A 21,710-nucleotide genomic window follows, 5' to 3' on the forward strand; every position below is an offset into this window, starting at 1 on the left:
CAAATGAAGTTCGGACAACGGCAACTGAACGTCGTGACTGCGTTTGCGATGACCAGTATCAGCCGCGAGTTGTGGGAAGATTCGCCCGACTTGCTGGCCAGTCAACTTACGGGTTGGCTCTCGGCGACGATGGCAGCCCAAATCGACAAGTACGGGCTCCAGGGTCACACCGGAGGCCGTCCCGTGGGGATCTTGAACACGCCGGGCATCGATTCAACCAACAGCATCGGTGGCATCGACTGGACTGACGTGGCCGCGGCCGTGACATCGATTCGCAACGCGAACCATGAACCGAACGCTGTGATCGTCAACCCAACGATTCATGACGACCTGTTCAACATCCCGACCGGCGACGGCACCAACTCGGCCCGTGGTTGGTTGGAACCACCGCCGACCATCCGTGACAAGCAGTACTTGCATACGACCAACTGCCCATTGGAACAGGCCGTTGTGGGCGACTTCACCAAGTACTTGATGGGACTGCGAACCGGTTTCCAAATCGAAACCACGACAGCCGCCGGCGAAGCTTTTGCCCGCCACCAGGTCTGGATCAAAGCCACTCAACGATTCGATTTCACAACGCTGGATGACACAGCGTTTCACAACCTATCTGGAATCACCTCGTAGGTGTGTCTCCTGTCTACCCTCGCGCCGTGGGTCACACCATGGCGCGGGGGTGACTTCTATCAGCATCGGCAGGTTCCATGAGTGAGACACCATTGTGGGTTGCACCAGGGCAAAGCCCGGCCCGGATCCAGCGATCGAGCAAACTAACAGCCGACCAACGTCAGATGATGATTGACCGTGGGTTCGGTGAGTTCTTGCCCGCCGACGATGAATCCTCTGACGATGACATAAGGGACGCCCAGAGCGACCCAGCACAACCGCCGACCGATGAGGCGGACACGATACCCAAAGCGGCTACAGAGCCGCCCAGGAAGCCCAGACGCGGACGCAAGAAGGCAGGCGAGGGATGACACCCCCGGGGGGCCTTTATTCTCAGGGCACACCGGACGCGACCAATCGGTGCCCTTTTCTGCTCGCCTGTGCAGCAAAATGATTTTTCAAGTGCCGACCGAAAAGCCGTGAAATCCCACGTTATCGACCCTGACACGGCGTTCTTGGAAGCGAACCAGCTAGTAAACCGTGGATTGCCCGCCGGTGATGCCTGTCGGTTGGCTGGTTTGCCCAGGCATCTGTTCCGACATCGCACCAGCCGAAGATACACCGATTTCATTCCGACGCCAACGGACATTGAACGGGAGACGGCGCGGATGCGTGAGCATTGGAGCGATGAGCGGTTGTGTCGATGATCGAAGCACCTATCGAAGGTGTTAAGCGTGAGCGAGCGAACTGTCCGCAGTTGGCTTTCGCGCATCGACAAGGATGCAAAGGAGCACCGCAAGCGTCGCATCTTCGACATGTGGCTGGCGGGGAACACGCAACAGGAAATCGCCGATGCGGTGGGAGTGCCGAGGAAATCCATCGACGATGTGACAAGGAGTTTTGGCGAAAACGGCAGCATTGCCAATCTCGCCAAAACTGACCAGAACGCGGCGAACCATGAAACCGACTTCGAAACGCCGATCTACAACATCTGGAAACAGCAAACCAAGTCCGAAGGCTCTACGCCGGCGGGACAATTGGCATCGCGGTGTACCGCATCACCCGAACAGTTTTTCAGTATGGGAACCCCTGAGTCGCGGTTGCGTTTTCCAGCGACCACCGACTTACCACTAAATACTGAACAACCCTCAGATACTACATTTTCTCGTGACTGCTTGCAGTATCCGGTTGCACTCCGCTACCATGGAAACACGAAGAAAACGGGGTTTTTCAGCATGAAAGACCGGCTCAAAAAACTGTTCTTCTAATCCGACGGTCGGAGGTTCGAATCCTCCTGGGCGTGCTGGTCGGGGTGGGGATTCAATGCCGCGTGGCAGTGAATTCAGCCGGGTGGGTTGAAGAACAGTGCAGCTGCGGTCCCCTTGCGTCGCCAATAGTCTCGGGGGGCATAGCGGACGTTGGTCCCGCGGTTGGGATGGTGCTGCTGTCGAGGGTGCGAATTGGATCGAAAGTAATTCACGGTCGGCCGAGTGATCGCATCAATCCGCTCTTGGAAATAGTTGTGGAAGTCACCATAGGCGGGGACGCGGCGTTTGTAAGTGAACCGCCCACGGGAATCTCGGGGATGCTCGGATTCATCCCAGCCCGAGTCGGACGATTGTGCCGGCGCCAGCGAAACCATCGCTGCCCCCATCATCACCGCAAGAAATGACCGTTTCATGTTTTCTCTCTGTTGAGTGGCCCTGCCGCTGATCCTGCCCCATCGTAGGCGATTTCACGCCGCTCGTGCCGCAGCAAATTCCCCAACAGCCAATGCTTATCAATCGGTTTGGCGCTCACCGCCATCCGGCTGACGCGGTTTAGAAAGCCGCTTTCGCGTCAGGCATTGTTTTTTGGTAACCCGAAGCGTCAGTGAGGGATCCCGTTACCACCCTCAATCCCTCGCTCGCGCGTCGGGTTACCATTCCCACGCTGATTTGCCTGAGTCCAGGCCGACTGAACCCTGGCGGGCCCAGCTACGAAAGGGGTTGTGCCGACGTGCCTTCACGACGATCAACGCTTCGATTTCACAGTCCGGTTTCTGCCAACTTGTGTTGCAAATGCGTTTTGATCGCGGGCCATTCGGTTTGGGTGATTGAATAGACACAGGTGTCGCGGAGTGTGCCGTCGCTGTGGCGTTGGTGGTTGCGGAGCACGCCGTCCAACTTCGCTCCCAATCGTTCGATCGCACGGCGACTGGGTTGATTCAGAAACGAAGTCCGATACTCCACCGCGATGCAATCGAGTGTCTCAAAGGCGTGTTGCATCAACATCCGTTTGCACTCGGTGTTCAAACCGGTTCGTTGCACACGCCGGGCATACCAAGTCGACCCGATCTCCACGCGACGATTGCCACTGTCGATGTTCATGTAGGTGGTCATCCCGACCGGTGTCCCGTCGCTGTCAAGCACCGTGAACGGCAACATCGATCCGCGCGACTGTAGCGTGAGCCGACGATCGATCTCAGCCGGCATTCCTGCGACCGTCGGCACGCTGGTGTACCACAGTTCCCATAACCCGCCATCGGCGACGGCAACCGACAGCGCTTCACCGTGCTCTGGGCGCAGCGGCACCAATGAGGCATGGCGCCCCGTCAGGGTGACAGGTTCTGGCCAAGACATCCGCACACTCGACAAATTAGGCTTCGTGGATCCAATCCCGAGCGGCTTGCGCGTCGGCGACATCAAAGTACTTGATCTTAGCGGTCGTAAAGGGGCGGCAGAAGACTGACATCCCTTTCTCCCACTTCGACTCGCCAACAATCGCCAGCCGTTCGATGTCCGCAAAATGTTTGATGTCGAACTTGATGTCTTCCCACATCGCGCCCATTTCCCAGCCATGAAAGTCATGCATCTGGAACAGAATCCGAATCTTGCCGTACTTGGCAATCGCCGCTTCGGTGGCCGGCACAAATTCTTCGTAAGCTTCTTTGCTGAGTTTGCCAGTCACGCTGACTTCTAAAATATTTCGATCGGCGACTTCGGTAAGACTGAAAGACATCGCAGTGAACCTGGGATCGGGGGAGGGAAAGTTGGCTAGCCGTCAGGGGGTAGTTTGAGCGTTCGCTGGGATGTCCACAATGGGTTTGGATTCGCCAGCTTGTACAGCGAGCGCGTCGGCGCCGCCGACGATCGGCAGGGTGATCGAGGTTGCGTCCAGGTCGATCGTCAATTGCGTGCCGGGATCGGGGTGCAACGTGAAGTCGCGGTCGCTGGAAAAAATCATCAACCCGATCTGTTGGCCTTTGGCGATCACTTGGTCGTCCGGCTGAAGATCAAAACTCAACTCATAGAACTGGCCGGGGACCAGCGGTTGGCCGTCACGAATCGAAGCATGATTTTGCGGATCCGCCCAACCGCGTGTGATCACGTTGTCGGTGATCTTGGCTTTCTTGCCATCGTTCCACGGCAGTGACACCAGCCAGACGGAAAGATTTGCCGCGGGGCGATCGCAAGCTAGTTTGAGAGTGATTCGTGGGGTACCGGACAGATGCACCGGCTGTGTCAATTCAGGGCTGACGTAGATCAAACGGTGTTGCGTCCAATCCGCTTTTGCCAAGGCGTCACCGGCGAATGAGAAATTATCGATCAGCGTCTCGGTGCCTTGATCGGGCATCCGCTGGGTCGTCAATGTCCCGCGCTGTGGTGCGCCACCTTGCAAATAGAACGTGACAGGCTCGGCAGCGGGATGGGGATAATCATCGTAGGCCGTCGGTTCGTCCGGTTTGGCGTCTTCGCGTACGATCCAAGATTTGGCGTCTTGTTCGACATCATTTTCTACGCCATGCAAATAACGCGTGAACCAACGATTCATTTGTTTCATCGGCGGCTGTCCGCCGTGGCCGCCTTGGTGGTAGTAGACCTGGACCGGAACGCCTTTCGATTTCAGTGCCTGGACAATTCGCACACTGTGCTCTGGGACCACGTTCCAATCGTTGAAGGCATGAGCCATTAGCACGGCGGCCTTTAACGGTTCCAGATCGTTGATGTAATCGCGGCCGGCCCAAAAATCGTTGTAGTCGCCGTTGACGCGATCAAATCCATCGGCCATCGCTTTGTCGCGGACCTTGTCATTGCAGTGATCGCAAAATTCTGGGTTGCCACTATGAATGAAGTCGTACAGGCAATCGATGTCTTCCCCCATGTAGCCATAGGGATGACGCACCAGGCCGTTAGATCGATAGTAATGGTAATACGACGTGTTGGGCGCGACCGGAATGATGGCTTCTAACCCTTCCACACCCGTCGTTGCGGCGGCCAAAGGAATCGTGCCGTTATAAGACGTGCCGGTCATCCCCACCTTGCCGGTGCACCAATCGGCTTCGACGCGTTGATCCCCATCGGGCGTCGTGTAACCGGGGGCACGGCCACACAACCAATCCACCACCGCTTTGGGCGCCAAGGATTCATTGTCGCCACCAACGGTCGGGCAGCCTTGCGACAACCCGGTGCCGGGGGAACAGGAATGGACCACCACGTAGCCTCGTGGCACCCATTCTTTTTCATGTGATTTTGAAATGATCGGTCGCCGAGATTTCAGTTCAACTGGCGGGCAGTGCTCGCGCGGTGGCGGCGTTTGCCCCAGTTCTTGACGCGGATTCCAAAAGTACTCCGTGCCCGATGCGCCGGTGCCGGAAAAATAAGGGCTGGAAACGTAGACCGCCGGCAATTTCAACCCTTCACTTTCAGTTTGACGCGGGCGTGTGACACTGACGTGCATCCGATCCATTCGCCCGTCATCATCCGAATCAAATTCCGTCTCAACCCATAAATCATGACGAATCCAGTAGTCGGAATCTTCGAATGCTTTGACGACTTGGGCCTGGCCATCTTTAAACACCGGCACCGCTGGCTCGGCCGGTTCGCTATCGGATGCTACCGCCAGCGGGGCGATCAACCACACGGCCAGCACAACGTTTGACAATCGCATGACTGCAGTGCAGCCCGGGCAAGATCGAAGCATGATGATCCATTTCAAAGGGAACGGCTTGGCAGAAGGGCGCAAGATGCCGCGACAGTTTAGCCCAACAGCGCCAAACCGTTGGCTCCTCGGCCGTCGTTTCTACTGCAAACGTTCACTGAAAGTTCAACACGCGCTGCCAACGCAACGATAACTGCCCGTAGTCTCGGCTATCGACGTCACCGTCACCCTCAAAGTCAACGTCTGGTTGGAATCCATCATCGCCGTCGGCCAACAAAAATGCGGCAGCGAAACGCCCATAGTCGTGTCCATCCACGTCGCGGTCGCCGTCACTGTCGCCGAACAAGCGAAACAACTGGTCGGATGGCAAGTCGCCGAACTGAAAATCGGCCGGCAAGCGATCCACCCCGCTGGCCACCACGCGTAGCTGGTAATTCCCGTCGACCAATGAGTTTCCAGACGCTCGTGTCACTACATTGGGGCCGGGCAGAAAGGTGATCGTTGCCACGGTCACGCCGGACTGGTCACTGATCAGCGTTTCGGTCGCCACCAACGTCTGGTCGTCGCGATTGCGGACTTCGAATGCTGCCGGTGTGGCGCCCGCTTCTCCATCGAACTGGACAGTCAGGGATGTCAGTTGGCTGCGAGACGCCGAGGCGTCATTGACGACTACCGATTCGACGTTGACGACCGGTTCGATGATCGAAAAATTCGTGTTCGATAGATCAAAGAAAATATTGCCAATCGCTTGGACTTTGACCCGCGCTGAGGAAGTCAATATTTCAGGCACAACAATGCTCTGAGAACCATCGTTCTCGACGCCACTGGCAAGCACGGTGTCGAACTGGTTGCCACCATCGGTCGACAACAGAATCTCGACGAACGCCACATCAATGCCGTTGGCGTTGGTCCCGGCAACGTCCCATGTGACCGTTTGCGCCGTCCCAACCAGCCAATCAACGGCGGAATTGGGACTGGTCACGGCAAACGGCGTCCCCGTATCAACGACATTCAGAACCATGGAATCCGATGCTGTTCCGCCCCGAGAGTCATTGGCGTTCAAGCGGAAATTGATTTGCCGATTGGTCGTCGGCAGCTGTTCCCCGCGTGGAGCGGTGTTGTTCAGTAGCTCGCCTAAACGCGGCAGAGTGCGTGAGAGGTCCGTCGACTTGGGGTAAGAGCGAAACAGTGGCCCCAGCCCGTCATCGGGATCACTGAGTGCCTTTTGACCGCTGCCCAAATCGCGTTGTTCCCAGTTGTAAGTGACAACGTCGCCCTGCTGGTCGACTGCCGGCGGTGCGTTTAATTCAAAGGGGGTTGCCGCCGGGATCGTGTAATCGGGGCCGGCGGAAACATCCGGCGCGGTGTTCCCCGTGTTGGAAATCGTCCCCACGCCTGGAATGACGCGGGTCACATAATCAACGATGGCATCGTAACTGACGGAATGAAAATAGAAATCACGCGACGATTGGACGTTGTCGCTGCCACAGAACCCGCCATAGGACATCAATGTCGAACCGCTTCCCGGCTCCATCGAAAAATCCGCGTTCCACTGCGATGCCGAGCAGTACCCATTGGCACCGTTCCAGGTGTGTCGGCTGTTGAATTGATGTCCCAATTCGTGTGCCGGGGTTTGAGTGCTATGGGTCAGATTGTTTGAACTGACACCACGTGCTTTTTGTCCTGATCTGCCAGCCACGCCGACGAATGCCAGCCCACCGCCATCGGTCCCAAAAACGTGGCCGACGTCGTAGTTGGCATCGCCGATGACCGCATCGATGTTGATTTGGTTTTCATTCAACATCGCGTTGTTGTCACTGTTGGTGTAGGGATCCGTTGCTGCATCGAGATAGATGATCGACGAGTTGTCGACCAACTGGAATCGAATCCCCATCTCCTGTTCATACAATCCGTTGGCATCATTGATCGCGGTGATGATCGCCGCCTGAGCCCCTGCGATGGTGCCGCCATGTCGCGCGGTGAATTCGCCGGTCGCTGCGACCGCCAAGCGATAGGTGCGCAGCTGGTCACCGGTCGTTTGCGTCAGCGGCGGATCGGCCGCCGGCGCGGAATCGGGTGCTGATGATGCGTCCGCATGTTCGTCGTGCAAGGGATCGGCCGGCACCGCATCAAGGTAATAGCTGCGGTACAACGGGTCATCGCCGCCGGTCGATGCACTCTGGCCAGACGAATCAACCATCATGGGATTGACGAAATAGACACCTTCTGTCGAACGGATTTGGGCGTGCATTCCGTCGGGCGTCACCGTGACACGCACGTTGGCTGCGGCGCCATCGATTGCCAACCCGCTGTAGGTAGCGACTTGAGGCAACCGCTGCGCCAACGACTGATCAACGATCGTGGTCCGCACGAGTTCAAACTGTTGAATGCGTCCGTCCGGCATCGGCAGCGATAGTTCGCCGTGCAATCGATTCGGACGCAAATCATCCGGCTCACGCGGCCCCAGCCAAAATTCAGGCGGTGCGGATTCCAGATGGTTTTGCAAGCGTTCGCGATTCAATCGAAAGGACGCAAACTCCGCCAGCGCGGAGGCATCCGAATGGTCGAGCGGGTCCGCCGCCACGCTATTCCACAGTGAATCGATCGTGTCGGCGGCCAGCATCTGGCGGGTTTCCAACGTTTCCAGCAGTCGACGTAGCGGTCGACGGGATGATTGGAAGCGGATTCGTCGGTGTTGCAACGGGATTGCCAGGGGAAACCTGGGGAGACTGGACAGAAAACGCCATGATGATAATGAATTCTGCCATTCAGGTGTGCAGATGGCCACCCCGCCCAAGAAAAGTTCCCTCTACGGACATCCTGGTCGATCAGCTACAATGGATGGTCCCCCGCCTCCCTAAAACACTTTGCGTCGCTAGCTTCAATGCTGGTGAGCAAAGCCCGCCCGCCCCACCCGCTCTGCCGGCCGCCTGATTGCCCAAGGAGTGAAAACGGAATCACATGAGATTGCGAACGATTCTTGCTTGCTGCGCTTGCTTGGGAGTTGCGTTTGCGACCTCCGCAGCCGACTCTGACAGTGCCGCCAACGATGTGAGCACCCCAGTTGCGGTGGAAGCTACGGCGGTTGAAGCTGCGCCCACCGAAGCAGCCCCAGCCATGCAGGCTGAAGCGGCGTTTGAATTTCTGCAAAACTACTGCATCGATTGCCACCAGGGCGAAGAGGCGGAAGCGGGGCTGGATTTTGATGCCTACACGACGGCGGCCGACGTTGGCGGCGCGATCGAAGCCTGGAATCGGGTTGCTGATCGCGTCCAGGAAGGTCAAATGCCGCCGGAACACAGCGAGATTCCACCCAACCCAACTCGCAAGGCATTTGTCACCTGGATCCGTCAAACCATCCACGCCGCGGTCTGTGACGACGGAGTTTCGCCCGGGCGGCCGATGCTGCGGCGATTGAATCGGACGGAATACGCCAACACCGTTCGCGATTTGCTGGGGATTCACATCAACGCTGGGCATGCCCTGCCGGACGATGGTGCCGGCGGCGAGGGGTTTGACAACGCAGCCGAAACGCTATTTATCTCGCCGATCTACGCCGAAAAATACCTCGCCGCAGCTCGATCCGCGCTGGGGCACGCTTTGAAGGACCCCGGAGCCCGCGGCAAGATCATTGTCGCCACTCCCGACGACAAACGCAGTCCCCAGCAGGCCGCGCGCGCAGTGCTGGAAAAATTCCTGCCACGTGCGTTTCGCCGACCACTACGCGACGGCGAGATCGATGAATACCTGGTTTTATTCGACTCGGCCTATGCCGCCGACCCTTCCTATGAATCGGCCGTTCAGTTTGCGCTCGAAGCCAGCATGGTGTCGCCAAAGTTCGTGTTTTTGTGGGAGGAACCGAACCCAACCGACCAGCCGGTCCCGGTCACTCAACATGAATTGGCATCGCGGTTGTCGTATTTCCTATGGGCTTCGATGCCGGATTCGGAACTGCTGCGATTGGCCGATCAAGGCAAATTGGCCGACGAAGCCGTTTTGGCGGAACAGATCAAGCGTATGTTACGCAGCGATGTCGATCGCAACGGCTTGCGACGCGGTGCAAAGGTGCGTGGGTTTGCCACCAGTTTTGTCGAACAATGGCTGGGAACCCGAGCACTGGGGCGGGAATTCAAACCCGATGCATCCGTTTCACGGCGCTACGACAGCGAACTGGAAGGCGGAATGAAATACGAGCCGATCTTCTTTTTCGAAGACCTGCTAGCCGACAATCGATCGCTTTTGAATTTGATCGATTCGGATTTCACCTACGTCAATCGGCGATTGGCAGACCACTACCGCGTCAAAGGAGAATTCCGCGAGCAACCCAAAAAAGTCGACTTGCCCAAGGACAGTCATCGTGGCGGATTGTTGGGGATGAGCGCGGTGCTGGCTGTGTCCTCGTTTCCGCATCGCACCAGTCCGGTGCTGCGCGGCAAATGGATCTTGGACACATTGCTGGGAACACCGCCACCGCCGCCACCACCGAACGTGCCTGAATTAGAAGAATCGGCGGCCACCGACCAACCGGCATCACTGCGAGAACGTCTGGAGATTCACCGCGCCGACCCGACCTGTGCGTCCTGTCACTCGATGATGGATCCATTGGGGTTTGGTCTGGAGAACTACGATGTGCTGGGACGTTGGCGGACAGAAGTGGATGAGATTCCGATTGACGCCAGTGGCGAACTGCCCGGTGGGATCGAATTTGTTGGTCCCGAGCAATTGAAAGCACTGCTGATGGAGCGGAAGCAACAATTCATCCGCAATCTAACCTCGAAAGTGCTCGGTTTCGCGCTGGCCCGCGGATTGACCAACGACGACGATTGTGTGGTCGAAGCGATTGGCGAGAAACTGGCACAGGACGATTACAAGGCACAAACTTTGGTCCGAGAAATCGTTCACAGCATCCCGTTCCGCTACAAACAAGGTCGCGACGCAAGTATCGGCCTAGAATTAGTCACCACGCCCCACCGGTGACCCCCGAAAGGTCGCCACCCAAACGACGCCGACGACGACGCAGCCCTCCGACGACACAGCCCACCGATCAGGATTCCGAAACGTGAACATCAACGCCAGCAAACGCACCGTTTTTTTAGATGATGATTCCAACCGCCGACTGCCGTTGTCGCGGCGCACGTTGCTGCGTGGCGTCGGGGCGGCGCTGGCACTGCCCTGGCTAGAAGCGATGATGCCCACCGGTGCGGTCGCAGCCGAAGCCCTGGCGGCGGAATCCGATGGCGCCCGTCCCAACGATTCGCCACTGCGGATGGCTGCCCTGTTTGTGCCCAACGGAGTCCGCCAAGACATGTGGACGCCGACCGGCGAAGGCCGTGAATTTGAACTTTCGCCGAGTTTGGAACCGTTGGCAGCGGTCAAAGATCAACTGTTGGTGCTGTCCAATTTATGGAACCAGGCCAGCAACGTAGGTGACGGCCACTATGTCAAAACATCTGGCTTCCTGACCTGTACCACGATCAACAAATCATTGGGCATCGACCTGAACTGCAACGGTCGGTCAATGGACCAAGTCGCAGCGGACTACTCCGGCGCGTTCACTCCGCTGTCCTCCTTGGAACTGGGTATCGATCCGGTCACCACCGGCGTCGACACCAATGTCGGTTACACGCGTGTCTATGGGTCGCACATCGCCTGGAGCGGGCCCACCAGTCCGCTGGCCCGAGAACTGAATCCGCGGTTGGTGTTTGATCGACTGTTTCACGCAGCGAATCCGAAACAGGGAAACCAAAAACGGGATTCAATGTTATTGGACCGCGTGCTCGGCGATGCCAATGAATTGAAGCGTCGGTTGGGCGCCGCCGACCGTCAACGGATGGATGAATACCTGCAATCGGTTCGCTCGATCGAACAGCGATTACAAAAACAAAACGACGGCAGCATCAATCGCTGGCAACCGCTGGTTCAATTGGATGTCAAACAACGCCCACCGGAAGAGCGACCGGATCAATACGTCCAACAGGTTCGGCTGATGTTGGACATGATCGCGTTGGCATTCCAAACCGATACCACGCGGGTTTGTACGTTCATGTTTGGCAATGCCGTCAGCGGACGAAATTTCTCGTTCCTCGACGGTGTGACCGGCGGCCATCACGACACATCGCACCATCAAAACAACGAAGACAAACTGCGTCAGTATCAACTGATCAATCGTTGGCATGTCGAACAGTACGCTTATTTGCTGGGCAAACTGCGTGACATGAAAGAGCGTGACGGTACGGTGCTGGACAATTCCATGATTCTGTACGGATCAGGGCTGCGAGACGGCAACAGCCACAGCCCCCATAACCTGCCGATCTTACTAGGCGGTAGCGGCGGCGGTCGAATCGCCACCGGCCAGCACCTGTCATTCGGCAAGGACACACCGTTGGCCAATCTGTACGTCGCCATGCTGCAGGCATTTGGCAGTGACAAGAAGAGCTTTGCCGACAGCACCGATGTGCTGCCAGGCGTGCTTGTCTAACTGGTGCGGAGGAGGGACCGGCAGATAAACGCAGCCCGACGCGTGAGTGGGGGCTTTAGCCGGTCGCACGTTGGTGTGGAGGATTTATTCGACCGGCTTTGTGCTTCGCAGAAGACCCTCACCGGGGTCGGATAAATCCTCCACACCAGCGCCGTTGAAGTTGCGCGATCGCACTCACCCATCGGTTAGGCACAAGGGCCTCATTCGACAGGTTCGATTTCGGCGATCACTTGACGGGCACGCTCGGCGTCGGACTCCAGCGTCTGGATGCGAACCACCCCTGGTGCTTCGGCGCGGAAACCAGAGGTGAATCCGCCGGTCGCGATGGCGCGTATCCCGGCATCTTTCAAGACAGACACCAAGATCGTTGCCGCCACTTCGGAGCTCCGCTCGGCAACGGTTTCCAATTTGGCTTCGTCCAGGTTTTCCGATGGATTCATGGCATGATCTTGGTGGAGAGTGTGATGTCAAACGGGCCGTTTACTCAAAGACGACTTTGGCCAAATAAATGGCCGTTTTCTCTTCGTGCGATGAGTAGTAACTGACCCACAGCATATCATCTTTCCAAACGAGTCCGGCATAGCTGGTGTCGCCGCCCGAGGGCAGCGTCAAACACTCGGTCAACGTTGCGTTTTCAGGATCCAACCAAGTCAGCGACGTGCGCACTTTGCCATCGTACAAACGAACGGCCGCCAGGATTCGCCCGTCTGGCAATTGAATCATATCCGGACCACCGATGCGAGCGTTCATGCTGGTCCATTGCCATTGGTCATAGGGAGGATTCGACTTGCCCAAGAACGCCATCTTGTCGCCGGTCTCATGCCGAAACAAACACAGCGCCGAATCATCTTCCAAAAACAGGATCACATCCTCGCCGACGCCGCGTTCCAAATTCACTTCGGGGATCAGTGCGTCGTAGTTTGCGCCGTCGCTACTGCGATAAAACCTTGCCGAACGTTTTTCGCGTTCTCGGCCGGTGGCGTAGCCCATGCTGTAGCAAACATCATTGTGCCATTGGGCGCGCCACAGCCAGAAACCTGGATCGCCGATCCGCTTGCCATCGGTCCATGAGTTTCCCTGGTCGGCGGAGAACCAGACCATCGAATGGTAACGGATCGGTTGGTCGGCTTGCATGCCCGCACCGTTCAGCATCAAGCGGCCGTCCGGCGTGACAGACAGTTTTGCGTCACGCAGATCTTCCACGGGGTCCGTGACCAAGGCGATCGACGTCCACGTTTCGCCGTCCTCGGATCCCAGTATCCGCAATGACCCATCGGGGGAAACATGCCGGCTGCCCTCGCGAAAGACACAGTACCAACGCCCCTGATGAAACAGCAAATCCGTGAATGCATTGTGCGGTGCCTGATCCCAAATCCGTTTGACGCTGACCAATCGCGGTTGCGACGGGCCGCCCGGATCGGCTTGATCATCTGATTCGGATTGGGCGATCACAATCGGTTGCATCCCGATCGGTGCAACGAGAGCCAATAGGAACAGTGTCGATTGCAACAGAAAATTTCGAGTCGTCGAGTTCATCAGCGGTTTTGCCTGCAGGGTGGGGGAAGGAGGGAAGCTTTGAAGCCAGCGCTTTTGCGTGGGGCATTGGTTTTTGCTAACCCGACGCGTCAGCGAGGGATCGCGTCAACCGGCGAAATCCCTCGCTAATGCGTCGGGTTAAGATCCAAGCGAAACTTCAAAAAAGGGGGGGCAGGGGAAGGCGGGCAGGTGGGACGGGACAACGTGCGTCGCCCAATTTTCTGCGAGGCATCACTACAGAAACAATCGCAGCAAGCTCAGCAGCGCACGACAAACCACTATACTGCAACGATGGATCAAGCGATTGTCATTCGAGTGTTGTTGACCGAGCGAGCGAAATTTTTGGCGCATGCTTGGTCCATCCTGCGCGATGAGCATGCTGCCGAGGACATCTTTCAAGAGGTCATGTTGCTGGCGGTCGATCGCAGCGACCAGATCGACAGCGAGCCGGCGCTGATCGCCTGGGCCAGAACCGCGACCCGGTATCGTGCGTTGCATTGGATTCGCGACCGGAAACTGGAACACTTGACACTCAGCGAAGAACTGTTGGCATCGCTGGAGACGCATTGGGAGCAATCGGACGACAGCACCAGTGAAGAAACGATTACGGCGCTGCGAGCATGCATTGAAACGATGACACCGCGTTCCCAACAGATCGTGGCGCTTCGTTACGGGCAGGGCTTGAGCGGCAAACAGGTCGCCGCAACACTTGACCGCAAGGCACAGACGGTTTATATGGCTCTTAGCCGCATCCACCAAAGGCTTAGAGATTGTGTCCAGTTACGTTTGACAAAAAACATCTAAATGCCACAGAAAGCCCACGATTCACCGAGCCGGAACGATAGTGATAGCGATTTCCTGTCGCTTTCGCTGCAGTATTTGGAAGGTGAATTGGAAGCCGCGGATGTTCGGCGGCTTGATCGGATGATGAAATCGGATCAGCAAAAACAAGCATCGTTCGTGACGCTGTGCATGCAGTCGCAATTGCTGCGTGAACCGCTACGTCATCGATTGAATGATTCCCAATTGGCCGAATCCGAGTTGTTCGAATGCTCGTTTCAGCCACCCGTTCCAACCTCATCGGTCGTTGACGATTCACGTGCCGAAGCGCTGGCCGGTTTTCCCTACGTCTGGTGTGCGCTAGCTGCGGTTGTGTTGTTGGCGGTTTCATTGACGTGGCGGATGCAGCCCCAGCCGATCACTGAATTCGATCGCATTCGCACCTCCGACGTCGTGGCCGTGGTGTCCAACGCCGTCGGCCAGGTCACGATCAACGGCAAACCCGTTCACTCCGGCAGCAAGGTCTATGCCGGCGTCACACTCCGCACCGTCAGTTCGACGTCGTCTGCGGATTTGATCTATCCCGATGGCACCACGTTCTTCATGGCGGGTCCGGCGACCTTGCAAGTGAACGGTTCCAGTGGGCAAAAGAAGCTGTTCCTCAGCAACGGCAACCTTTGCGCGACCATTCACAAGCAGCCATTTGGAAAACCCACCCTGATTTCCACGCCCGATTCCGAGTTGGAGATGAACGACACCAACTTTGGCATGTCGACATTGCCCGAGACCACCGAAGTCATGGTGACGAGTGGTTTGGCGACGCTGAGACGCACGCGTGACGGCGAAATGATCGAAGTCCGTTCGGGACAATTCGCCCGCTCGGAATCATCCGGCGGCAAACTACAGATTGAGTCTCGTCAGGGCGTTCCCGTTCAATGGCAGGCCCACCTGAACGCAAAACGGATGGAAGACTGGCCGATTGGGATGTTGGTTCAATCCGAGATTTCCGGTGCTGCGATGATGACCGCTACCGACGACGCGTCAGAGTTTTATTCCTTGGCGACCCCCAAGTGTTGGACCAGCGGAATTGTTCAAATCACGGAAACGAGCGTGCTGAACTTGCGCATCAGAATCGCCAAGCCGGGGTTCTATCAAATCATGATCGGGGTGCGAGGGTTTGATTTCAAACCGACCGCGCTGACGGGGAACTACGAATACCAAGAGCGAAACTTTGATCAAGTGCCGGCCAATCAGTGGCGAAACCTGTCGATTCCGCTCAGTCAGTTCAAAAAGGCCGGTTCCGACGGCAACCAGTTTTTCAAGGATCGCCCGGCCGTCTCGCCGGCGGCGGGAGACGTGGTGTATTTCGTCTACATTAGCTCTCAAACCGTCGACCGCGGAATCATGATCGACGAAATGTCGATCACCCAAGAGCCACCCGCGGCCCAGACCAACAGGCGCCGAGCTCGCAAAGCTCGTGATCAATCGGACCGGGTTCGCAGAGACCGGCGACAAAAGGCCGGAACAAACTGCCGCCGGGCTCGGAGAGCCCTCAAACTACCCCAATTGGTCTCGCAGTAGGCTGCGAAACGGACCCGACGTATCAGTCGGGCGCCGCTCAAGGGGCCGGTAAATCGCGTCATTTTGCCAGGGAGTGACGATCCACGCCGATGGACTTCATAAATTCTTGATTTTTGATGTCGACATCTGTGGGGTCTTTGGGATTACCACTGGGAAACCAGTCGCAGCCTCATGCAGAAACAGCCTCCTCTTGGGGAATTCGCGGCGAGCTTTCGCCGAACCATATGCACTTTTGTGCACATGGATTCGCCATTGATTGCTTCGTCGATGAATTTTTTCACCCCGTGACAGAGCCAGCGTCTGTCAATGAGATCCATTCTCAAGAAATAACGTTCTTTTTCATTGCTAATCAGACGTTTTTTGTTGTTGTGGAATATCCGGTTCTATAGACTGCGATTCAATGGGGCGATCCGCCCCTTCCCGCCGCGCCTAACGCGCATTTACTTTCCTGCCATTAATTTTGTGAGAACGCGATGAAGAGAAGGCTTAAGCCGACGTCCGGCTTTACGCTCGTTGAGCTACTGGTCGTGATCGCCATCATTGGGATTCTTGTGGGGCTGCTGTTACCGGCAGTCCAAGCGGCTCGCGAAGCTGCTCGACGGATGAGTTGCAGTAACAATTTCAAGCAACTCGGGTTGGCCATGCACAACTACCATTCGGCCTTTAAACAGCTTCCGCCGCACGGCGGGGGAACTGGAAAGGGTCTTGAAACGCCACCTGCATGGTGGCGTGCCAGTGACACCGCAAACCGGTTGAGTTTGAGTGTTCACGTGCCGATGACGGCTTACTTCGAGCAACAAGGTTTGTGGGAACAAATCTCGAACCCCAGCACTCAAACCGTCACCGGTGCACCACCACCCAACGGCGTGTGGCCGGCGATGGGGCCAAGCCCCAAGTCGTATTCAACCAACCCTGGCTACATTCCTTGGCAAACCGAGTTGCCGATGTTGCGTTGCCCCAGTGACCCCGGACAGGGATTGCCAGGACGCGGGCGAGTCAACTACGGACCTTGCTTGGGTGACGCGCCGCGAAGTTATATCACCGCGCACTATGATTTGGCGGAGATGATTCCCAGCACCAATGTGGGAAATGTCCGCAATGCCAAATCGGTTCACCGCGGATTCTTCGCTCCCTATTCCGAATTCAAATTCCGCGACGTGCTGGACGGATTGTCCAACACCATTGCGATGGCTGAAATCGTTTCCAACTTGGGTGACAACGCCATCAATGGTTCGCTTTCCTGGGACGCTGGCGGTGGCGGCAACGATTCCGCGGACGACCCGTTGCACTGTGTCAACTCGATGGAAATTGACCCCGCACGACCTCAGTTCTGGTGCAACGCCACCACCAGTGCCGGTTGCACCCCGCCGGTCAGCATCGTCAATGGCGAAACCAATGGACGCGGTATGAGCTGGGCGTCGGCATTCCGATTGTCAATCTCAGCGGTGTTCACCGTGCGTCCGCCCAACAGCGAGTTGTGCATCGGACAATGGGCTGACGGTACCGGACCATTTGGTCCCAGCAGCCATCACCAAGGTGGCTGTCACATCCTGATGGGTGATGGTGCAGTGACATTCATCAGCGATTCGATCGAAGCGGGCAACCAGAGCTCGCCAGTGCCAAGCAACGTCACCCCGGGCATCGAAAGCCCATTCGGGTTGTGGGGAGCATTGGGAACAAAAGCCAGCAAAGAGGTGATCCAAGAATCATTCCAGTGAGCCTGGAGTGAAGTTTGTGAAACCTATCCCTTGAGCCAACTTGTCTCTTCCGGCCAAGCCAGGAGAGGCAAGTTTTTTTTCTGTTTCGTTAAAATCACCCTTTCGAACAACACACTCTTTGATCTTCTGATGACAAAATACTTCGTCTATTTCGCTTTCACCGTTTGCATGTGCACGCTGTCTTTCACTGGTTGTGGATCGTCCGGTTCGAGCGTGGTCGCGCCGCCAGCCGATTCCCAACCGGAAAGCGATGTTCCCGTGCCTGGCATGAGCGAAGAAGAGTACGCTCGAGAAATGCAAAAAGCGAGCCCGAACTAAGCTGCCCAGGACAGGTGATTGCCAGGCGTGATGGACAAATTCATTTATCCCGGCCTGCTTGTGGCAATCCTGTTGCCTTGTGCTTGGCTTGTAAGTGCCTTGCCGGCGGATTCGCATTTGCGAACCGCCGCGCAAGTCGGATCGGACGATCGCACCCACGACAATTCAGCGGCTCACTTGGTTGGAAAACAAGTTTGCGCCGAATGTCATGCCGAAAACTTTCGCTTGCACCAACTGTCCGGTCACGCGGACACGTTCACGGCAAGTAACGCCCCGAATGTCTTGAAACGGTTTGCCGACAAAACCGTCGATGCCGGCCAAGGATTCGGATTCTATCACTACCAACCCACCGATCAGGGATTGGTCGTTGAGCACCAGAAGCGCGCGGTGAATGCTGACCAAGCAAAGCCGTTGTTGTTAACACAGCCGGCTGCCACCGAGCCCTCTCAGCTATTGTTTCCCTATGCTCTCGGTTCAGGTCGCAATGCGATCACCCTATTGGCGTTGGTCCCCGACGGTAACAAAGGCACCGATGCTATCGAGCACCGTGTGTCATGGTTCGGATCTCACGGTGAATTCGGGTTCACCCCCGGTCACATGGGCCACGTCCCCGCATCGCACTGGGAAATGTTTGGCAAAACGCAGCGCGGAGAAAAAATGCAGCGCTGCGTCGAGTGCCACACGACGTCTGGGCATGTCGCCAATCAAGGCATTCAAAACCTGGTCGCAAACGTGAACTGTGAAAAATGTCACGGCCCCGGCAGCGAGCACGTCAAACAAGCCAGACTTTCGGACACACCGCCGCCCTACTCGGTCGGACGTGACGATTGGGATCACGAATCAGAACTTCAACTCTGTGGCGATTGCCATCGATTGCCACGGCACGTCGATCCCAAACAGTTGCGTGATTACTCCAGCGAAATGCTACGTCTGCAACCAATCGGCATGCTGCGCAGCGAGTGCTATCTGGAATCACCAGGCAAATTGATGTGCTCGACCTGTCACAATCCCCACCAGGACGCGAAAACGAAATCGGAACAGGACTACATCCAAGACTGCCGAAACTGTCACCAACCGCAGCACGCTGATCAGGTGGTCTGTCCCGTGTCACCAACCGACGGTTGCATCGAGTGTCACATGCCGGCGATCGTGGTCGAACAGGGCATGGTGTTTCATGACCATTGGATTCGTGTGCGTGATGAACCATAGCGACGCCCCGAAACGACCGGACCGAGTGCCCCTGTCATTTGCATGGCTGGGAATTGTGATCGCGGCATTGGCCGGATGCACGCCCAAACCAACCACAATACCGGTCGACCAGAGTGCCACCGAGTCCGTGAGGGCCGAGCCCACCATCACCCTGCGCGACGCGGTCGTGGAACTTGCCCCAAGCTCTGCCACAGACGCCGAGCATGATTTGCAGCCCGCCGCTGTCGATCCGATCGCCCAGCCCACTCGCCAGCAACAATTGCAACGCGCGGTTGAACTGCAACAAGTGGCCGCGAAATCGCTGGCAGCCAACCAAATCGACGATGCCTATCGGTCGATTCGTCAGGCCCGGGCGCTGGACGACCAAAATCTCAATGGTATTTTTCTGTATGCCAGGATTTTGGGGGCCAGAAAACGTTTCCCCGAGGCGATTCGAATGTTGGATCGACTTGCCAAATCCGATCCGACGGTACGCCTTCCCGCTCTGGGACAAACGGCACAGTGGATGGTCAATGCCGGTGATTGGCAACACGCCGAACAGCGTTACCGCAGCCTGCTGGAAGTGGCGCCCAATGCAGCGATCGTTCACAACGAACTGGCGGCGTTGCTAATGCGACAGGGCAGACGTTTCGAAGCTCAGCCGCACTTGAATGCGCTGTGCCGCCAAGGTGACATCGACGAGCGGTGGTTGCGCTCGCTGCTCTGTATTGCCACCGCCTTTCCCGCTGATGCGCGTGCCCCTCAACTGGAGCCGATCGGTCGATTGGGCCAGGCAAGATTTTATCTTAGTCAAGATCAGCCACATCAAGCGACCGAAGTCCTGAACGGACCAACTCTCGATCGGATTGATTTTCCACGGCAAGAGCAAGCGTTATTGGCACGCATCGCAGCCGTCACAGACCAGGACGACACAAATAGGGATGGATCCGCCGACTCAGCAAACCCCGACGCTTGGCTGGCACGGGGCATTTTCCTGGCCGCGCATCAGCATCATGAATCAGCGGTACGATGTTTTTGCGAAGCGGTGTTGCAAGACAGCACCGATGCCACAGCTTACCAGCGTTTGGCTGATTCGCTGTCGGCGCTGGGGCAAACCGAAAACGCCGCGCGGGCGATCAGACGATCCGAACAAATCCGACGGACTCAATCGATCGGTTCCCAGTTGGCGGATTCCCCAGCCCCAGACGAGAAGTTGGTCGACGAATTGGCTGTACTTTTAGACCAATTGAATCGTCCCGTGGAAGCGATCGCGTGGCGGGCCGTGAATTTGGCGTATAATCACGCTTCCCGCCCTGACGTAGATCTTCGACAGAAGATGTCGCAGCTCAACCAACAGCGTTTGAATCTGTTGAATACAGCCTCCCCCGCCTCGGATCATTCGTTTGTCGTATGCGGTGTCGATCTTGACACGCTACGTGACAAACTTGATTCGCAATGACTGACCCGCCGATGAATCCCGCTTTGAATCTTAGTCGTCGCCAAATCCTGGCTGCCGCTCCTGCATTTCTAGTGCCGCTGACCGGCTGGTCCACAGCGGTCGGTGCGGGGCCCAACGCCAAACCTCGCATTCGCATCGGTCAAATTGGCACCAAACACGCCCATGCTGAGGGCAAACTGCAAACGATCCTCAAACACCCCGAAACATTTGAGTTTGTCGGTTTAGTTGAACCCGATGCCCAGCGACGTCAACGACTGCAACAAAAACCGCTGTATCGCGATCTGCCATGGGTCAGCGAGGACGAACTGCTAGGGAGTGATGGATTGCAAGCCGTTGCCGTGGAAACGCAGATCGCTGATCTAGTCCCCACCGCCATGCGTTGCCTGAGCGCAGGGATGCACCTGCATTTGGATAAACCCGCCGGCGAATCACTGCAGGCCTGTCGCGCGATGCATGATCTGGCCACCGACCGTGGACGAACGATCCAGATGGGATACATGTTGCGATACAACCCGGCATTTCAATTTGCCCACCGTTTGGTCCGTGATGGATGGCTCGGCCAGATCACCGAGGTCAGCGGAATGATGGGCAAATACATGGGTGATGCCGGCCGAATTGAATTGGCACAGTACAGCGGCGGCGGCATGTTCGAATTGGCCTGCCACCTGATCGATCAACTCGTCTCGTTGCTCGGACCGCCAGAGAAGGTCACCGCGCACACGCGGCGGACATTCCCCGAAAAAGACAGTTTCGCGGATAACCAAATGGCGGTGTTTGATTATCCGCAAGCCATCGCGACGATCCGCTGCAACCACATCGACCCGATGGGTGGATCGCGTCGGAGTTTCTCGATCACCGGGACTGAAGGCACGTTTGCAATTCGCCCCTTGGAACCCGCTCCCGTCGCGCGACTGGGGCTGGATCGGCCACGGGACGGTTACATCAAAGGCTACCAAGAGGTTCGTTTTGAAAAACCGGCGGGCCGCTATGACGCCGAATTCCTGGATTTGGCAGCCGTGATCCGCGGCGAGAAAACACTGGACTGGGATGCTGCGCATGACGTCGCAACTCACGAAGCCATCTTGCGTAGTTGTGAGATGCTGGACTCGTCGTCTTAAATCATGAG

The 21,710-nt window shown here is 56.9% G+C and carries 19 protein-coding genes; 12 read left to right on the plus strand and 7 right to left on the minus strand.

Features of this window, described 5'->3' with window-relative positions; all coding sequences use genetic code 11:
- The 3 genes from NHH03_RS14315 to NHH03_RS14325 all read left to right on the plus strand — a co-directional run.
- Nucleotides 1–627, plus strand: a 627-nt coding sequence (locus NHH03_RS14315; RefSeq protein ID WP_253157215.1) for a phage major capsid protein, incomplete at its 5' end; no start/stop codon positions are given.
- Nucleotides 628–1,085: 458 nt separating this feature from the next.
- The gene (locus tag NHH03_RS14320) at nt 1,086–1,313 is read left to right on the plus strand and encodes a hypothetical protein (RefSeq protein ID WP_253157217.1); all 228 of its coding nucleotides are present in this window, start codon (nt 1,086–1,088) and stop codon (nt 1,311–1,313) included.
- Between the two features lie 27 nt (nt 1,314–1,340).
- Complete coding sequence (locus NHH03_RS14325; protein ID WP_253157219.1) at nt 1,341–1,874, plus strand: helix-turn-helix domain-containing protein; 534 nt, start codon at nt 1,341–1,343, stop codon at nt 1,872–1,874.
- A gap of 74 nt (nt 1,875–1,948) precedes the next feature.
- On the opposite strand, the gene NHH03_RS14330 is transcribed toward NHH03_RS14325, so the two are convergent.
- From NHH03_RS14330 to NHH03_RS14350, 5 genes are all read right to left on the minus strand, one after another.
- A complete protein-coding gene (locus NHH03_RS14330) occupies nt 1,949–2,287 on the minus strand; it encodes a hypothetical protein (protein ID WP_253157221.1) in 339 nt (112 codons plus the stop codon).
- A 346-nt stretch (nt 2,288–2,633) separates the two neighbouring features.
- Nucleotides 2,634–3,227, minus strand: coding sequence for a GNAT family N-acetyltransferase (locus NHH03_RS14335; RefSeq protein WP_253157223.1), 594 nt, complete (start codon nt 3,225–3,227; stop codon nt 2,634–2,636).
- Nucleotides 3,228–3,243: 16 nt separating this feature from the next.
- Nucleotides 3,244–3,606 carry a SpoIIAA family protein gene (locus NHH03_RS14340; protein WP_253157225.1) on the minus strand — a complete coding sequence of 121 codons (363 nt, stop codon included), beginning with the start codon at nt 3,604–3,606 and terminating at the stop codon, nt 3,244–3,246.
- A gap of 42 nt (nt 3,607–3,648) precedes the next feature.
- Nucleotides 3,649–5,568: a Xaa-Pro dipeptidyl-peptidase gene (locus NHH03_RS14345; protein ID WP_253157227.1), complete on the minus strand. Its 1,920-nt coding sequence runs from the start codon at nt 5,566–5,568 to the stop codon at nt 3,649–3,651.
- A gap of 112 nt (nt 5,569–5,680) precedes the next feature.
- Nucleotides 5,681–8,227, minus strand: a complete 2,547-nt coding sequence (locus NHH03_RS14350; RefSeq protein ID WP_253157228.1) for a reprolysin-like metallopeptidase — start codon at nt 8,225–8,227, stop codon at nt 5,681–5,683.
- A gap of 260 nt (nt 8,228–8,487) precedes the next feature.
- On the opposite strand from NHH03_RS14350, the gene NHH03_RS14355 reads away from it, so the two are divergent.
- Together NHH03_RS14355 and NHH03_RS14360 are read left to right on the plus strand one after the other, a co-directional pair.
- A complete protein-coding gene (locus tag NHH03_RS14355; protein WP_253157230.1) occupies nt 8,488–10,503 on the plus strand; it encodes a DUF1588 domain-containing protein in 2,016 nt (671 codons plus the stop codon).
- An 82-nt stretch (nt 10,504–10,585) separates the two neighbouring features.
- Nucleotides 10,586–12,004: a DUF1552 domain-containing protein gene (locus NHH03_RS14360; RefSeq protein ID WP_253157232.1), complete on the plus strand. Its 1,419-nt coding sequence runs from the start codon at nt 10,586–10,588 to the stop codon at nt 12,002–12,004.
- A gap of 200 nt (nt 12,005–12,204) precedes the next feature.
- On the opposite strand, the gene NHH03_RS14365 is transcribed toward NHH03_RS14360, so the two are convergent.
- The gene (locus tag NHH03_RS14365; RefSeq protein WP_253157234.1) at nt 12,205–12,444 is read right to left on the minus strand and encodes a putative signal transducing protein; all 240 of its coding nucleotides are present in this window, start codon (nt 12,442–12,444) and stop codon (nt 12,205–12,207) included.
- A 40-nt stretch (nt 12,445–12,484) separates the two neighbouring features.
- Nucleotides 12,485–13,540: a sialidase family protein gene (locus tag NHH03_RS14370; protein WP_253157235.1), complete on the minus strand. Its 1,056-nt coding sequence runs from the start codon at nt 13,538–13,540 to the stop codon at nt 12,485–12,487.
- Nucleotides 13,541–13,744: 204 nt separating this feature from the next.
- Here NHH03_RS14370 and NHH03_RS14375 point away from each other — a divergent pair, with 204 nt between their 5' ends.
- The 7 genes from NHH03_RS14375 to NHH03_RS14405 all read left to right on the plus strand — a co-directional run bounded on the left by NHH03_RS14375 (nt 13,745) and on the right by NHH03_RS14405 (nt 21,702).
- Complete coding sequence (locus NHH03_RS14375; protein ID WP_253157237.1) at nt 13,745–14,344, plus strand: sigma-70 family RNA polymerase sigma factor; 600 nt, start codon at nt 13,745–13,747, stop codon at nt 14,342–14,344.
- Nucleotides 14,345–15,901, plus strand: coding sequence for a FecR domain-containing protein (locus tag NHH03_RS14380; RefSeq protein WP_253157239.1), 1,557 nt, complete (start codon nt 14,345–14,347; stop codon nt 15,899–15,901).
- A 473-nt stretch (nt 15,902–16,374) separates the two neighbouring features.
- On the plus strand, nt 16,375–17,619 hold the full coding sequence (locus NHH03_RS14385) for a DUF1559 domain-containing protein (RefSeq protein ID WP_253157241.1): 1,245 nt from the start codon (nt 16,375–16,377) through the stop codon (nt 17,617–17,619).
- Nucleotides 17,620–17,748: 129 nt separating this feature from the next.
- The gene (locus NHH03_RS14390) at nt 17,749–17,937 is read left to right on the plus strand and encodes a hypothetical protein (RefSeq protein ID WP_253157243.1); all 189 of its coding nucleotides are present in this window, start codon (nt 17,749–17,751) and stop codon (nt 17,935–17,937) included.
- A gap of 30 nt (nt 17,938–17,967) precedes the next feature.
- The gene (locus tag NHH03_RS14395) at nt 17,968–19,146 is read left to right on the plus strand and encodes a multiheme c-type cytochrome (RefSeq protein ID WP_253157245.1); all 1,179 of its coding nucleotides are present in this window, start codon (nt 17,968–17,970) and stop codon (nt 19,144–19,146) included.
- On the plus strand, nt 19,136–20,584 hold the full coding sequence (locus tag NHH03_RS14400; protein ID WP_253157247.1) for a tetratricopeptide repeat protein: 1,449 nt from the start codon (nt 19,136–19,138) through the stop codon (nt 20,582–20,584). The genes NHH03_RS14395 and NHH03_RS14400 overlap by 11 nt, the downstream gene beginning before the upstream one ends.
- Entirely contained in the window at nt 20,581–21,702 is a 1,122-nt protein-coding gene (locus NHH03_RS14405; RefSeq protein ID WP_253157249.1) for a Gfo/Idh/MocA family protein, read from the plus strand. The genes NHH03_RS14400 and NHH03_RS14405 overlap by 4 nt, the downstream gene beginning before the upstream one ends.
- Nucleotides 21,703–21,710: the final 8 nt, after the last annotated feature.

This window comes from Stieleria tagensis, assembly GCF_024129865.1.
Lineage (GTDB): Bacteria > Planctomycetota > Planctomycetia > Pirellulales > Pirellulaceae > Stieleria > Stieleria tagensis.